The organism is Halomonas sp. DP5N14-9, assembly GCF_019802175.1.
GTDB lineage: Bacteria > Pseudomonadota > Gammaproteobacteria > Pseudomonadales > Halomonadaceae > Halomonas > Halomonas litopenaei.
The window spans coordinates 526,909-541,563 of the sequence record NZ_JAHVHR010000002.1 but is presented as its reverse complement, the minus strand read 5'-3'; the positions used below and the strand labels follow the sequence as shown (position 1 = coordinate 541,563).

The following is a 14,655-nucleotide window of genomic DNA, read 5'->3' as shown; positions in this document are numbered from 1 at the left end:
CGCACACCAGGCGCTGCTCAAGCAGCGCCTGGTGCGTTACGTAGGTAGAGCCCGTAGATCGCTTGGCCTAGGCCACCTGATCGAGCATGGCGGCGGCCAGCAGCTTGCGGGTGTATTCGGTCTTCGGCGCGGCGAACAGCGCCTCGGCGCTGCCCTGTTCCACTACCTCTCCATCCTTCATCACCAGCACGGTGTCGGCCAGTGCCCGCACCACCGCCAGGTCGTGGCTGATGAACAGATAGGTCAGGCCGTGTTTCTGTTGCAGGTCACGCAGCAGGTCGATGACGGTGACCTGCACCGAGCGGTCCAGCGCCGAGGTGGGTTCGTCGAGCAGCAGGAACTCCGGCTTGAGCACCAGCGCCCGGGCGATGGCGATCCGCTGGCGCTGGCCGCCGGAGAACTCGTGGGGGTAGCGATTGCGCATCGAGGGATCCAGCGATACCTCCTTGAGCGCCGCCATCACCTGGGCCTCGCGCTCGGCGCGGGACAGGTGCGGGGCGTGGACCTTGAGCCCTTCGCCGATGATGTCGCCAACGGTCAGCCGCGGCGACAGCGAGCCGTAGGGATCCTGGAACACCACCTGCAGCTTCGAGCGGATCGGCCGCATGGCGGTCTTGTCCAGCACGTCGAGGCGGGTGTCGTGGAAGCGGATCTCGCCCTGGCTCTTGAGCAGCCTCAGCAGGGCGCGGCCCAGGGTCGACTTGCCGGAGCCCGATTCGCCGACGATGCCCACCGTCTGGCCGCGACGGATGCTGACGTCGATGCCTCGCACCGCCTCGAAGTACTCGCTGGGACCGAACAGACGCTTCTTGAGGGCGAAGCGTACGCGCATGTCCTTGGCCTCGAGCACCATGGGCTCGCTGTCGGCCACCGGCGCCTTGCGCCCGCGTGGCTCGGCGTCGATCAGCATGCGGGTGTACTCGTGGCGCGGGTTGGCGAAGACCTCCTGGGTCTCACCCTGCTCGACCAGCTCGCCGTGGCGCATCACACAGACCCGGTCGGCGAAGTGCTTGACGATGGTCAGGTCGTGAGTGATGAACAGGATCGCCATGCCGTAGCGGCGTTGCAGGTCCTTGAGCAGCTCGAGGATCTGGGCCTGGACGGTGACGTCCAGCGCGGTGGTGGGCTCGTCGGCGATCAGCATCTCCGGCTCGCCGGCCAGGGCCATCGCGATCATCACCCGCTGGCGCTGGCCGCCGGACAGCTCGTGGGGGTAGCTCGACACTCGTCTTGCCGGTTCGGGGATGCCGACCTGCTCGAGCAGGTCGATGGCCTTGGCGGTGGCGGCGCGCCCCTTGAGGCTCTGGTGGCGGTCGAGCACCTCCTTGATCTGGTCGCCGATGCGGTGCAGCGGATTGAGCGAGGTCATCGGCTCCTGGAAGATCATGGCGATATTGCCACCGCGAATCCGGCGCATGCGCTTGGCGGTGGCACCGAGCAGTTCCTCGCCCTTGAAGCGGATGACGCCCTCGGCCCGGGCGAGCTCCGGCAGCAGGCGCATGGCGGCGGTGGAGGTCACCGACTTGCCGGAGCCGGATTCGCCCACCAGCGCCAGGGTCTCGCCGGGATTGATGGCGAAGCTGACGTCATTGACCGCCTGGACGGTGCCGTGGGGCAGCTCGAAGCTGACGCTGAGCCCCTCGATCTCGAGCAACGCCTCGCGGGCGGGACGACGGGGGGTCTTGGGTTGTGTGTCGGTCATGGTCGCGTCTCCGTCGTCGATCAGCGGGTCTTGGGGTCCAGGGCGTCTCTGAGGCCGTCGCCGAGGAAGTTCAGACAGAACAGCGTCAGCGCCAGGAACACCGAGGGCACCAGCAGCATCCAGGGCGAGGTCTGCATCATGTCGGCACCCTCGGAGATCAGCACGCCCCAGCTGGTCAGCGGCTCCTGCACGCCGAGGCCGAGGAACGACAGGAAGCTCTCGAGCAGGATGACCTTGGGCACCGTCAGGGTGACGTAGACGATCACCGGGCCGATGGCGTTGGGGATCAGGTGGCGGGTGACGATCTTGCCGTCCTTGACGCCGAGGGCGTGGGCCGCCTCGACGAACTCCCGCTGCTTGAGCGCCAGGGTCTGGCCGCGCACGATACGCGCCATGTCGAGCCACTCCACCGCGCCGATGGCGGCGTAGATCAGGAAGATGTTGCGGCCGAACACCACCATCAGCAGGATCACCAGGAACATGAACGGCAGCGAGTACATGATGTCGACGAAGCGCATCATCAGGTTGTCGACGCGCCCGCCGACATAGCCGGATACGGCGCCGTAGAGCACCCCGATGATCAGGCTGACGAAGGTCGCCACCAGCGCCACCGACAGCGACACCTGGCCGCCGTAGAGGGTGCGGGTCAGCAGGTCGCGGCCGTTGGCGTCGGTGCCGAGCCAGTGACCGCCTTCCAGGGTCGGGCCCACGTCGAAGGCGTTCCAGTCGACGTCGGCCAGCCCCCAGGGGGTCAGCCAGGGACCGATGAAGCAGGCCAGGGTCATCAGCCCGAGCAGCCACAGGCTGGCCATGGCCGCGCGGTTCTGGCTCAGCCGGCGCCAGGCGTCGCGGCCGAGGCTGTCGCCGACGGGGGCGGCGGTCGGGGCGAGGGAATCGGTACTCATGGCGTCGCCTCAGTCGTCATAGCGAATTTGGGGATCAAGGGCCGAGTAGATCAGGTCCACGATCAGGTTCATCAACACGATCAGGGCGCCGTAGAACACCACCGTGCCCATCACCAGGGTGTAGTCGCGGTTGAGCGCGCCCTGGACGAAGTAGCGGCCGATGCCGGGGATGCCGAAGATCTGCTCGATCACCACGGAGCCGGTGATGATGCCGGCGATGGCCGGGCCCAGGTAGGAGGTCACCGGCAGCAGGGCGGGGCGCAGGGCGTGGCGCCAGACCACCTCGGCCTCGGTCAGTCCCTTGGCTCGGGCGGTGCGAATATAGTGGCTGCCCATCACCTCGATCATGCTGGCGCGCATCATCCGCGCGATGTAGGCGATCTGCTGGATCGATAGCGCGATCACTGGCAGGATCAGGTTGGGCAGGGCGCCGTCGTTCCAGCCCCCCGCCGGCAGCCAGCCGAGCAGCACCCCGAACACCAGCGCCAGCACCGGCGCCACCACGAAGTTGGGCACCGCGATGCCGGCCAGCGCCGTGCCCATCACCGTGTAGTCCACGGCGGTATTGCGCTTGAGTGCGGCGATGATGCCCAGCGGCAGGCCGATCGCCAGCGCCAGCAGGATCGCCAGGCCGCCGATCTGCAGGCTTACCGGGAAGCCCTGCATGATCAGCTCGGTGACGGTGAAGTCCTTGTACTTGAACGAAGGCCCGAAGTCGCCCTGGACCAGGTTGCCCAGGTAGCGGAAGTACTGCTGCCACAGCGGTTCGTCCAGGTGATAGGCGGCCATCAGGTTGGCCTCGATCTCCGGCGGCAGGGCGCGCTCGCCGTCGAAGGGCCCGCCGGGGGCGATGCGCATCAGAAAGAAGGCGATGGTGATGACGATCAGCATCGTCGGTATGGCCTGGGCCAGGCGTTTCAAGGTGTAGCTCAGCATGGCGCCGTTCCTCGGTTGACATGAAGGGCGGGCCGTCCCTGGCCGCGCCCACGATTGGGTTGGGGCGAGTGGTCGTCAGGGCGCGTCGCCGTCCACGGACACGTAGCGCAGCGGATGCACGTCGAGCGTCGTGGGCTGCCAGCCCTTGACGTCCGGAGAGGCCAGATTGACGACCACGTAGTCGTAGATCGGCAGCATCACGTCGGCTTCCAGCAGGCGCTGCTCGGCCTCGGTCATCAGCGCGGCGCGTCGGTCCACGTCGAGCTCATGGGTGCTGGCCTCGACCAAGGCGTCGTACTCGGGGTCCGCGTAGCCGGTGCTGGCCGCCGCCGAGCCTCCCGCCGCGTAGGCGTTGAGGAAGTCGTAGGGGTCGTTGACCGTGGCCACGAAGCCGTAGCGGGCGATCTCGAAGTCGCCCTGGCGCAGGCCGGCGAAGTGCACCGCCGCCTCGCGATTGACCAGATCTATTTCCACCCCCAGCGGGCGCCACATGGCGGCGATGGCCACGGCGATCTTCTTGTGGTCTTCCAGGGTGTTGTAGGACAGCTCAAGTTCGAGCGGTCGATCCGGCCCGTAGCCGGCCTGATCCAGCAGCTCACGGGCCCTGGCCCGGCGGCTGTCCATGCCCTGGTCATGGAAGTCGAGGCTTGCCGAGGTGGGCGAGGCGATGGTGCGCGGCACGAACCAGTAGGACGGCGTCTGGCCCATGCCCAGCAGGCGCTCGGTGATCACCTCGCGGTCGAGCGCCAGATTCAGCGCCTCACGCACCCGCTCATCGCTGAGCGGCGTGCCTTCGCGCAGGTTGAGCATATAGAAGTAGCTGCCGATCAGCGGCCCGACGCGCAGCGACTCGCTCAGGTTTTCCTGGGCCCACTCGAAGCGCGCGGAAGGCACCGCGCCGTAGGCGATGTCGAGCTCGCCTGAGCGAAAACGGTTCATCAGCGCCGAGGTATCCTCGATGGCGTGGAAGTCGACACCCTCCAGCGCCACCTCGTCGGCGGCGTAGTAGCGAGGGTTGCGCTCCACCTCGACCTTGTCCTGGGGCTTCCAGTCGGCGAGCACGAAGGGGCCGCTGGCCACCAGGGTGCCTGGCCGGGTCCAGTCCTCGACGCCGCTGGTGAGCAGGTGGCGGGGCAGAGGTGCGGCCTCGGTCATCGCCATGGCCTGAAGAAAATAGGCGGTGGGCTCGGACAGCCGGATTTCCAGGGTGTGGGAATCCAGCGCGGTGACGCCGAGGCTCTCGGGTTCGGCCTCCCCGGTGTTGATCGCCCGGGCGTTGATGATGGGGTAGTAGAGGTTGGCGTTGTGGTTGGCGGTGGCCGGCGTCACCAGACGTTGCAGGGCGAAGACGGCGTCGTCGGCGGTGATCGGCTCGCCGTCGGACCACTGCGCCTCGCGCAGCCGGAAGGTGATGACCCGGCCGTCGTCGGACAGCTCCCAGGATTCGGCCAGGCCCGGCACCAGCGCGCCGTCGGGGCCATAGTTGACCAGACGATCGAACAGTTGGCGGGTGATCCGGCTCTCCCAGTTGCCGCTGACCTTCTGCGGATCCAGGGTGCTGGGCTCGGCGCCGTTGCCGACCTGAAGGGTGGCGGCCTGGGCGTCGGCAGCGGGCAGACAGAGTCCGAGGCTTGTCGTTGCCATCAGGCCGGCAAGTGCCAGCGGACGAAAGGCGTCCATGGAGACCATAGCGAAGTCCTTGTGGGGTAGGCAGAGCGTCGGTAGGGGACTCGCCTCCTGGTGGAGGCGAGTTCTCGCAGCGAGTCGTTGAAGCGAGTCCTTGAAGCGAGTCCTTGAAGCGAGTCCTTGAAGATAGCCCAGCGCTGCTATTTACCAACCCAGCGCTGCTACTCGTCGAAGGAGATCCAGCGCGACGGGTGATCGTCCTCGATGTTGTCTTCCCAGCCGCTGATCTTCGGGTTCACCAGGTTGCGTGAGACGTAGTAGAGCATCGGGATCAGGGCGTCGTCGTCCATGGCCAGGGCCTCGGCGCTTTCCATGACGGCCTTGCGTTCATCCAGGTCCAGGGTGGCGGCGGCCTGGTCGTAGAGGGCGTCGAACTCCTCGTTGGCGTAGGCCCCGTAGTTGTTGCCGACGCCGGAACGCAGCAGCGCCAGAAAGTTCTCGGCGTCGTTGTAGTCGGCGATCCAGCCGGCCCGGGCCACATCGAAGTCTCCCTCGGCGATGGTCTGGTAGTGCACCGTGGCCTCGGCATTGACTAGCTCCACCTCGACACCCAGCGGGCGCCACATGGACGACACCGCCACCGCGATCTTCTTGTGCTCGTCGGTGGTGTTGTAGCGCAGGCGCAGTTCGAGCGGTGACTCCTGGCTGTAGCCGGCCTCTTCCAGCAATTGCTTGGCGCGGGCCATGCGGGCGTTCATGTCATCGGTGATGTCATTGCCGTCGGCGTCTTCGAAGCTGGTGTTCTGCACCTGGTAGTGATCGATGCCGTCAGGCACGAAGGACAGCGATTTCTGGAAGGTGCCGCCCATGATCTGCTGAGCGATGACGTCGCGGCGCACCGCCATGTTGAGCGCCTCGCGCACCCTGGGGTCGGCGGTGGGATGACCGTCGCGGTGGTTGAACACGTAGTAGTAGCTGCCGAGGTAGGTGGCCATGTGGGTGGCCTCGGGGATCTCTTCCTTCAACAGCGGGTACATGCTCGAGGAGTACTCGGTCATGATGTCCAGCTCGCCCGCGCGAAAGCGCGAGACGCCGGCGTTGCGATCCTCGATGGTGTGGTAGCGCACGCCGTCCAGCGCCACCTGGTCGGCCTCGTAGTACTCGGGATTCTTGACCACGGTGATGCGCGACTGGGAGATCCACTCGGTGGGGGTGAAGGCACCGTTGGTGACAATGTTGTCGAGATCCACGTAGTCCCGGCCGTACTCCTCGAAGGTGTGCTGTGGCTGGGGGTAGCCGGTGTAGTGGGTCAGCAGCTGCAGGAAGTAGGGCGTCGGTTGAGTCAGCTGGACCACGAAGGTGCGGCCTTCGTCGCGGCTTTCCACGCCAAGCTCCTCCAGGGGCAGCTCGCCGGTGTTGACCTCCCTGGCGTTGACCACCGGATAGAGCATATAGGCGTACTTGGAGGCGTTGGCCGGGTCCAGCAGGTGGCGCCAGCCGAACACGAAGTCCTCGGCGGTGACAGGCTCGCCGTCGGACCAGCGGGCATCCTCGCGCAGGCTGAAGGTGTAGGTCTTGCCGTCCTCGGAGACCTCCCAGTCGGTGGCCATGCCGGGCAGGATCTCGCCATCCGGGGCGTTCTTGACCAGGCCCTCGTAGACGTCCATCAGGATCTGGGACTCCCACACGCCGCCAGAGATCTGGGAGGTGTCGAAGGAGGCGAGTTCACCGGTGACGCCAAGATCGAGGGTCTCGGCCATGGCCGGTGCGCTGATGGCGGCCGCCAGCGAGGACAGGGTCAGGCCGGAGGCCAGCGCCAGGCGGCGGGCCCAGCGAGCACGGTTCGCGATCATGTCAGTTCCTTGTTCGTGTTGGCATTGTTGTCGCGGGCCGGGCCGTTGGCAGCGCGGTTCGCTGCGACCACGGCCATTGTGGGAAGGCCGCACAAGGCGTGCGATACCGGCTAAGCCCGCTTAGTCGATATCGACCATCGCGCCGTGGCTCCGGTGCTGTCCAGACGAAAATTTTCATGACGTCTTGCGTTTCGTCGATAGCCCCGTGGGAGCCCTTGTGGCAAGGGGGCTCGATGGCAGGAGCAGGATGACGGGATTAGACGTTTTGGCTACAATGCATCCCCTTTATCGCGGCCTGGCCGACGATCATCGCAACTGGCCCATCGCCACCGGCGCATCGCGAGCGCACGCCGGCACCCGGCGAGGGACGACAAAAGGCGAACTTCATGTTGGAAACCAACCCGATTCACAACCTCATCAAGGACCTGTCTGAGCGGACAGACGTCCTGAGGGGGTATCTTTGACTATGCCGAAAAGAAAGATCGGCTAGAGGAAGTCACCCGCGAGCTCGAGGACCCGGCGGTCTGGAACGACCCGGACTACGCCCAGAAGCTCGGCAAGGAACGTGCCTCGCTGGAGCTGGTGGTCGCCACCATCGACGAGCTGGACCAGGGCCTCGGCGACAGCCGCGACCTGCTGGAGCTGGCCGAGATGGAAGACGACGAGGCCACCGTGGCAGAGGTCGAGAAGGAACTGGCCTCGATGCAGGCCAACCTCGAGAAGCTCGAGTTCCGGCGTATGTTCTCCGGCGAGATGGACGAGAACAGCGCCTATCTCGACATCCAGGCGGGCTCCGGCGGTACCGAGGCCCAGGACTGGGCCAACATGCTGCTGCGCATGTATCTGCGCTGGGCCGAGTCCCACGGTTTCAAGGCCGAGATCATCGAGCTGTCGGCCGGTGAAGTGGCCGGGATCAAGTCGGCCACGGTGCACGTCCAGGGCGAGTACGCCTTCGGTTGGCTGCGCACCGAGACCGGGGTGCATCGTCTGGTGCGCAAGAGTCCGTTCGACTCCGGCGGTCGCCGCCACACCTCCTTTGCCTCGGTGTTCCTGTCGCCGGAGATCGACGACAGCTTCGAGGTCGAGATCAATCCGGCGGATCTGCGCGTCGACACCTACCGCTCCAGCGGCGCCGGTGGTCAGCACGTCAACACCACCGACTCGGCGGTGCGGATCACCCACGAGCCGTCCGGCGTGGTGGTGTCGTGCCAGAGCCAGCGCAGCCAGCACGCCAACCGCGACTTCGCCATGAAGCAGTTGAAGGCGAAGCTGTGGGAGCTGGAAATGCAGAAGCGCAACGCCGCCAAGCAGGAGGCCGAGGACTCCAAGGCCGACATCGGCTGGGGCAGCCAGATCCGTTCCTATGTGCTGGACGACCAGCGCATCAAGGACCTGCGCACCGGCGTGCAGTCGAGCAACTGCGACAAGGTGCTCGACGGCGATCTTGACCAGTACATCGTCGCGAGCCTCAAGCAGGGGCTTTAAGCGACCGTCGCCAAGCCCACCGCGTCGCGACCTCGCCCCGGGAGCCAAGTGGCCTCGGGGCGTTTCGCCACCACCATTCATGGGTCCCTTGCCGGGGCCGTTCGGGGAACCGCCGTGGCGGCTTCCCTGCCGTGACAGAGACGAGTAGCCATGGCCAACCAGGATACGCCTTCCACCAATGACGCCGTTGCCGAAGAGAACCGCCTGATCGCGGAGCGCCGCGCCAAGCTGGCGGCTCGTCGCGAGCGCGCCGAGGCCGAGGGCGGCAGCGCCTTCCCCAACGACTTTCGCCGTGACAGCCTGGCCGCCGAGCTCGAGGCGGAACTTGGCGAGCATGACAAGGAAGCGCTGGAGTCGCTGGGCCGCGAGGCCGCGGTCGCCGGGCGCATCATGCGCAAGCGCGGTCCCTTTATCGTGATCCAGGACGTCAGCGGCCAGATCCAGCTCTACGTCGACAAGAAGGGGCTGGATCCTGCCCTGCTCGAGGACATCAAGGGCTGGGACATCGGCGACATCGTGGCCGGCCAGGGCCCGGTGCACAAGTCCGGCAAGGGCGACCTGTACGTGATGATGCGCGAGGCCAAGCTCCTGACCAAGAGCCTGCGCCCGCTGCCCGACAAGTTCCACGGCCTCACCGACATGGAAGCGCGTTACCGCCAGCGCTATGTCGACCTGATCATGAACCCGGACTCGCGCCGGGTGTTCGAGACTCGTGCCGGCATCATCAGCGCCATGCGCCGCTTCTTCGAGGATCGCGGCTTCATGGAGGTGGAAACGCCGATGCTGCAGCCGATCCCCGGCGGCGCCACGGCGCGTCCCTTCATCACCCACCACAATGCGCTGGACATCGACATGTACCTGCGTATCGCGCCAGAGCTTTACCTGAAGCGCCTGGTGGTGGGGGGCTTCGAGCGGGTCTTCGAGATCAACCGCAACTTCCGTAACGAAGGGCTCTCCACCCGCCACAACCCCGAGTTCACCATGGTCGAGTTCTACTGGGCCTACGTGGACTACCAGGCGCTGATGGATCTGACCGAGGCGATGCTGCGCGAGATCGCCCAGAAGGTGCTCGGCACCACCACCCTGAACTACCAGGGAGCGACCTACGACCTGGGCCAGCCGTTCGTGCGGATGACCCTGCGCGAGGCGATCCTGGCTCACGGCGAAGGCATCGAGGCCGCGGACATCGACGACCTCGACGCCGCCCGTGCCCTGGCCGAGCGCCTCGGCATCAAGGTCAAGGATGGTTGGGGACTCGGCAAGCTGCAGACCGAGATCTTCGAGGAGGTGGCCGAGGCGCGCCTGGACCAGCCGACCTTCATCACCGAGTATCCGGCCGAGGTCAGCCCGCTGGCGCGGCGCAACGACGCCAATCCCTTCGTCACCGACCGCTTCGAGTTCTTCGTCGGCGGCCGTGAGATCGCCAACGGCTTCTCCGAGCTCAATGACGCCGAGGACCAGGCCGAGCGCTTCCGCGCCCAGGCGGCCGAGAAGGACGCCGGTGACCTGGAGGCGATGTACTACGACGCCGACTACGTGCGCGCGCTCGAGGTAGGCCTGCCGCCCACCGCCGGCGAGGGCATCGGTATCGACCGCCTGGTGATGCTGTTCACCGACAGCCCCTCGATCCGCGACGTGCTGCTGTTCCCGGCGATGCGCCCGGAAGCCGGCGAGGCCTGAGCCGTTCGGCCTGGCCACCGAGGACAATGTCCCCAGTGGTCGGGTCGATGGATTGTCGGCGGGGTCGGGCCGATGGATTGTCGGCGGGGCCGGGCTTTTGCTGGCAAGCGAGGCCCTTAGCACCCATAATGGCTGCGATTCGACGTCGAGGAGACCGCGATGAAACTGCTCAACCGCTCCGCCCTGAGCGTCAGACCCACCCAGCACTTTGTTGACTGGATCAATGCCCTGGAACCGACCATGGGCGATGACGACCTCACGCTCGCCGACGTCGACCGGGAAAGCACGGTCTACCTGATCCCGGAGATGGACACCCCCGAGGCGCTGGAAGCCTTCGTTCGCGAGCGCTATCTCGAGGTGCTCGAGAACGAACTGCGCGCCTGGGAAGAGGACGAACGGCAGTGGCCCGAGGCCCTGAACTGGGAGCTGTTCCAGCGCTTCTTGCAGGTCGAGCACAGCTATCTGGCGATCGATCTGGATGGCGAGGCTGCGCTTGAGATCTCCGAGGTGGACGACGAACTGCTGGCCGACCTCGAGCAGGACTGAAACAGCGCGGCCTGCCGCCGCTGATCAGTGTCTGCCGGATGTACCCCGCAGGTGTCGACGAGACCGGTCACGGCCGGTCTCGTTGCGTGCCGGCATGACCTCCTGTGCCTGACCACCCCGATGCAAGACAACACCCGCCTAGACAACACCAGGAATTGCCCCGATGAGTCGACTGTTCTCCACCCGTGACGGCGACGACGGCCTGCCCGGGCCGGAGCGACGGCTGGCGGTCATCGCCCTGGTGCTGGGGACCCTGATGGCGGTGGTGGACACCACCATGATCAATATCGCGCTGCCCTCCATGGCGCGGGATCTGGGCGTGTCCGATGCCCGCGCGGTGTGGATCACCAACCTGTTCCAGGTGGTCTGCGCGGCCATGCTGCTGGTGTTCGCCGCCGCCAGCGAGTTGCTCAGTCGGCGCAAGGTCTACGTGGCCGGGCTCACCCTGTTCGTGGTGGCGGCGCTGGGTAGCGCGCTGTCGCCCAACTTCGAGACTCTGCTGGTGTTTCGTGCCCTGCAGGGCGTCGGCGCCGCCGCCACCCTGTCGATCGGGCCGAGCCTGTATCGCTCGATCTTTCCCTCGCGCCTGCTCGGCAGCGCCCTGGGCCTGTCGTCGCTGGTGGTAGCGGGGGGCTACGCCGCCGGCCCGTCGATCGGTGGTCTGGTGCTGTCGGTGGCCAACTGGCCGTGGCTGTTCGCCCTGAACGTGCCGCTGGGCGCCGCCGCCGCGGTCATGGCCTGGCGAGCCCTGCCCAGGGAGGAACGCCGCGAGGGCAACTTCGACGCCTTCGGCGCCCTGGCCTCCATGGCCATGCTGGCGGGACTGTTCATGTGCATGGATGCCGTCGGTCATCGCGCGCCGCTGGCCGAGATCCTGGCCTGGCTGGCGGTGACGGTGGTGTCGGCGGTGGCCTTTATCCGTCGCCAGGGGCGGGCTCCCCATCCGCTGCTGCCACTGGGGCTGTTTCGTGAACCGCGTTTCAGCCTGGCAGTGTCCGCCCAGGGCACCGCCTTCATCGGACAGGGGCTGACCTTCGTTGCGCTGTCGTTTCTCTACCAGCAGCAGATGGGCTACTCGGCGCTGCATACCGCCTGGTTGTTTACCCCCTGGCCGCTGACCATCATGGTGGTCGGGCCGCTGTCCGGTCGTCTGGCCGATCGCTTCAACCCGAGCGTGGTGGCGAGCGCGGGCCTTGCCATGCTGTTGCTGGGGCTGGTCAGCCTGGCGGCGCTGCCGCAGGACGCCAGCGCGATCGACAGCCTGTGGCGCACCGCCCTGTGCGGCGCAGGCTTTGGCCTGTTCCAGCCGCCCAACAACCGTGAACTGATGACCAGCGTACCCAAGGCCCGCAGCGCCAATGCCTCGGGGGTGATGAGTACCACCCGCACGGTGGGGCAGTCGCTGGGGGTGGCCCTGGTCGGGCTGTGCCTGGCCGCCGGCGCCGGCGTTCAGCAGGCGTTGTGGGTCGGCGCTGCCACCACCTTGCTGGCGCTGGTGATCAGCTTGGTGCGTATTCCCCGGGCCAATCGTGCGTATCGTGCGGCGCGGGAGCAGAAGAAGGCCGCGCGCGCCGGCTACTCCGAACGAGTGGGCGAGGACTCCCCGAACCGGGTCGCGGATCGGGCTTAGTCAGCGGCTGGGCGAGGGCGTACAATGGCACAGTATGTACAAAATTAACCGTCACAGACGCGAGTACCCATCATGAGTATTCAGGCGACCATCGAACACAAGCTAAAGGCCCTGGAGCCCACCGAACTGGTGGTCGAGAACGAGAGCCACATGCACAGCGTGCCGCCGAACTCGGAAACCCACTTCAAGGTGACCCTGGTCTCCGAGCGCTTTTCCGGGCTGATGCCGGTCAAGCGCCACCAGCAGATCTACTCACTGCTGGCCGATGAACTGTCCGGCCCGGTCCACGCCCTGGCGCTGCACCTTTACACCCCCGGTGAATGGGATAGCCGCAGCGCACCGCGTCCGGACTCGCCCAACTGCATGGGCGGCTCACGCTCGTGACGCCGGAGCCGACACGGCTCGCCTATCTGGATGCCATGGGGCTGACCGCTTGGGTGGCCCGCTATCAGCTGCCCAACGCCCGCGAGACCGAAGCCTGCGACTGGCCCGAGCCGGTACCAGAGGAGCGGCCCCAGCCCGGTGCCAAGGGCCTGCATGCGCTGCTCGATGACATGCCCGCTTCGGCCGGCGGCGACACTTCCCCCGGGGCGACCGAGCAGGCCGCTGTCGCTGATTCGTCCTCTGCCGTCCAGGCTCCTGCACCCCAGGCGCCGGCTGGTCCGCGCAAGGCCAGGGCGCTGCTCGGTGATATCGTGCCCGATGCAGACGACGGTGCGGCGACGGCCCCCACGGCCATGCCGGCAGAGGATGAGGCGGAGGAAGGCGCCGAGCCGCTGCGCTTCGGCTGTCAGGTGGCCTGTCTCGACGGTCGCTGGCTTTTGCTGGTCGCCCGTGACGAACCGCTGGGGCCCCTGCACCAGCGGCTTCTGCTCAATATCCTGACCGCCGCCGGGGTCAGGCCGTCGCAGCGACCGGTATTCGACTCCCTTGCCTGGCCACTGGAAGAAGGCTTGCCGGTCAGGCGGCCGTTGGACGAGGCGCGTCAGGGCCTGAAGGCCTTTGTGGCCGGTCGGGCACGTCGTGGCTGGGCTCCGGAGCGGGTACTGGTATTCGGCCGCCAGGAGGCGCTGATGCAAGCACTGGCCCCGTCTGACGCCACCGACAACAGCGCGCAGCCTCCGCGCAGCCAGACCCTGGCGCTGCCGTTGTGGCAGGGCCCGGGGCTCGACGAACTGCTCGCCGGTGACGGTGTCGGTGCCGAGGCCAAGCGCCGGCTGTGGGCGCAGATCGGCGAGTGGCAGGCACAGTGGGGCGACGGCACTCGAGGTGATGGTGCTAAAGGCGATGGTGCCAGAGGCGACAGCGATGGCGCCTGAGGCGACAGCGGGCCAGCAGAGCAGCCCGCATAGCGGTGTCTACGGTCCTGTCCGTGTCCTTGGCGCGGACGATCTTGACGCCCTCCTGCGACTGGAAGCGATGCCCTCAGCGCCGTTGTCCAGCCCTCAGGCGCTGGCCCAGGCACTGGAAGATGACCAGCGCCTGCTGCTGGGGATCGATCGGCTGGGTCCGGCGGGTGATGTCGGCGTTGAAGGCGGCCTTGATGCGGGCATGACGGGGCAGAGGGCTATTCACGCCTACGCCTTGCTGGCACGCCAGCCCTTCGAGGCCGAGCTGGAAGCGATCCTGGTGGCCCCGCAAGCTCGCCGCCAAGGGCTTGCTGCACGGCTGCTGACAAGCCTGATTGCGGTAGCGCGCCAGTGGGGCTCGGAGCGACTGCTGCTGGAGGTGCGTGCCGACAACGGCGCGGCGATCGCCTGCTACCGAGCCGCCGGCTTCGCCGAGGATGGTGTGCGTCGCGGCTACTATCCGCCGCTGGCCGATGGCGGCGAGCGTGTCGATGCCTTGCTGATGTCGCTGGCGCTTGACTGAAACAGCCTGAAGCGCACGGCTTCCGTGCATTCATCGTACGCGCAATGCAAAAGGGCTCCCCATGGGGAGCCCTTTTCATTCGTGTCGATCGTTCGTATCAGCCGTTCGAGTCGGCCGTTCGAGTCGACACTGCCGGCACACAAGGCAGGTCAGAGGCTATGGGCGGGCGCCTGTTCGGTATTGCCCGTTTCGCCTTCCACCTCATCGAGCTGGCCCAGGATGGCGGTCAGGCGACGTTCCCACTCTTCGCGATCCTGCTTCAGGCGAGCGTTTTCCTCGCGCAACTCCTCGGCTTCCAGTTTCAGCAATTCCAGGGCCTCAAGGGCGCTGGAGACCTTCTTTTCGAGTTGGTTGAAGAGTTCCGTGCTCATCCTCGTCTCCTGACATGACGTGGGGTGAAGGCGCGACGCGCGCCCCGAT

General features: G+C 66.7%; 13 protein-coding genes. 7 read left to right on the top strand and 6 right to left on the bottom strand.

The genetic code is table 11. The annotated features are described in order from the left end of the window. Positions 1-67 precede the first annotated feature (67 nt). The 5 genes from KUW00_RS04030 to KUW00_RS04010 all read right to left on the bottom strand — a co-directional run bounded on the left by KUW00_RS04030 (position 68) and on the right by KUW00_RS04010 (position 7,022). The gene (locus KUW00_RS04030) at positions 68-1,702 is read right to left on the bottom strand and encodes an ABC transporter ATP-binding protein (RefSeq protein WP_222568272.1); all 1,635 of its coding nucleotides are present in this window, start codon (positions 1,700-1,702) and stop codon (positions 68-70) included. Positions 1,703-1,722: 20 nt separating this feature from the next. Then, the gene (locus KUW00_RS04025; RefSeq protein WP_045991316.1) at positions 1,723-2,607 is read right to left on the bottom strand and encodes an ABC transporter permease; all 885 of its coding nucleotides are present in this window, start codon (positions 2,605-2,607) and stop codon (positions 1,723-1,725) included. Between the two features lie 9 nt (positions 2,608-2,616). Continuing rightward, complete coding sequence (oppB, locus tag KUW00_RS04020) at positions 2,617-3,543, bottom strand: oligopeptide ABC transporter permease OppB (protein WP_045991315.1); 927 nt, start codon at positions 3,541-3,543, stop codon at positions 2,617-2,619. Between the two features lie 75 nt (positions 3,544-3,618). Then, on the bottom strand, positions 3,619-5,232 hold the full coding sequence (locus KUW00_RS04015; RefSeq protein ID WP_261391959.1) for an ABC transporter substrate-binding protein: 1,614 nt from the start codon (positions 5,230-5,232) through the stop codon (positions 3,619-3,621). A 158-nt stretch (positions 5,233-5,390) separates the two neighbouring features. Further along, entirely contained in the window at positions 5,391-7,022 is a 1,632-nt protein-coding gene (locus tag KUW00_RS04010; protein ID WP_045991314.1) for a peptide ABC transporter substrate-binding protein, read from the bottom strand. Between the two features lie 386 nt (positions 7,023-7,408). On the opposite strand from KUW00_RS04010, the gene prfB reads away from it, so the two are divergent. The 7 genes from prfB to KUW00_RS03975 all read left to right on the top strand — a co-directional run bounded on the left by prfB (position 7,409) and on the right by KUW00_RS03975 (position 14,235). Further along, a protein-coding gene (gene prfB / locus KUW00_RS04005; RefSeq protein WP_197037043.1) for a peptide chain release factor 2 occupies positions 7,409-8,507 on the top strand; the annotation gives its coding sequence in 2 pieces (ribosomal slippage) (positions 7,409-7,483 and positions 7,485-8,507; 1,098 coding nt in all). A gap of 150 nt (positions 8,508-8,657) precedes the next feature. Next, positions 8,658-10,187: a lysine--tRNA ligase gene (gene lysS, locus KUW00_RS04000; protein ID WP_045991312.1), complete on the top strand. Its 1,530-nt coding sequence runs from the start codon at positions 8,658-8,660 to the stop codon at positions 10,185-10,187. A gap of 159 nt (positions 10,188-10,346) precedes the next feature. Then, entirely contained in the window at positions 10,347-10,733 is a 387-nt protein-coding gene (locus KUW00_RS03995) for a hypothetical protein (RefSeq protein ID WP_045991311.1), read from the top strand. A 163-nt stretch (positions 10,734-10,896) separates the two neighbouring features. Then, positions 10,897-12,363, top strand: a complete 1,467-nt coding sequence (locus tag KUW00_RS03990; RefSeq protein WP_222568271.1) for an MFS transporter — start codon at positions 10,897-10,899, stop codon at positions 12,361-12,363. A gap of 72 nt (positions 12,364-12,435) precedes the next feature. Then, positions 12,436-12,747, top strand: a complete 312-nt coding sequence (locus tag KUW00_RS03985) for a BolA family protein (RefSeq protein ID WP_045991309.1) — start codon at positions 12,436-12,438, stop codon at positions 12,745-12,747. Positions 12,748-12,782: 35 nt separating this feature from the next. Beyond that, on the top strand, positions 12,783-13,682 hold the full coding sequence (locus KUW00_RS03980) for a hypothetical protein (RefSeq protein WP_222568270.1): 900 nt from the start codon (positions 12,783-12,785) through the stop codon (positions 13,680-13,682). 100 nt (positions 13,683-13,782) lie between these two features. Further along, positions 13,783-14,235, top strand: a complete 453-nt coding sequence (locus tag KUW00_RS03975; RefSeq protein ID WP_083970197.1) for a GNAT family N-acetyltransferase — start codon at positions 13,783-13,785, stop codon at positions 14,233-14,235. 149 nt (positions 14,236-14,384) lie between these two features. On the opposite strand, the gene zapB is transcribed toward KUW00_RS03975, so the two are convergent. After that, a complete protein-coding gene (gene zapB, locus KUW00_RS03970; RefSeq protein WP_045991307.1) occupies positions 14,385-14,606 on the bottom strand; it encodes a cell division protein ZapB in 222 nt (73 codons plus the stop codon). Between the last annotated feature and the right edge of the window lie 49 nt (positions 14,607-14,655).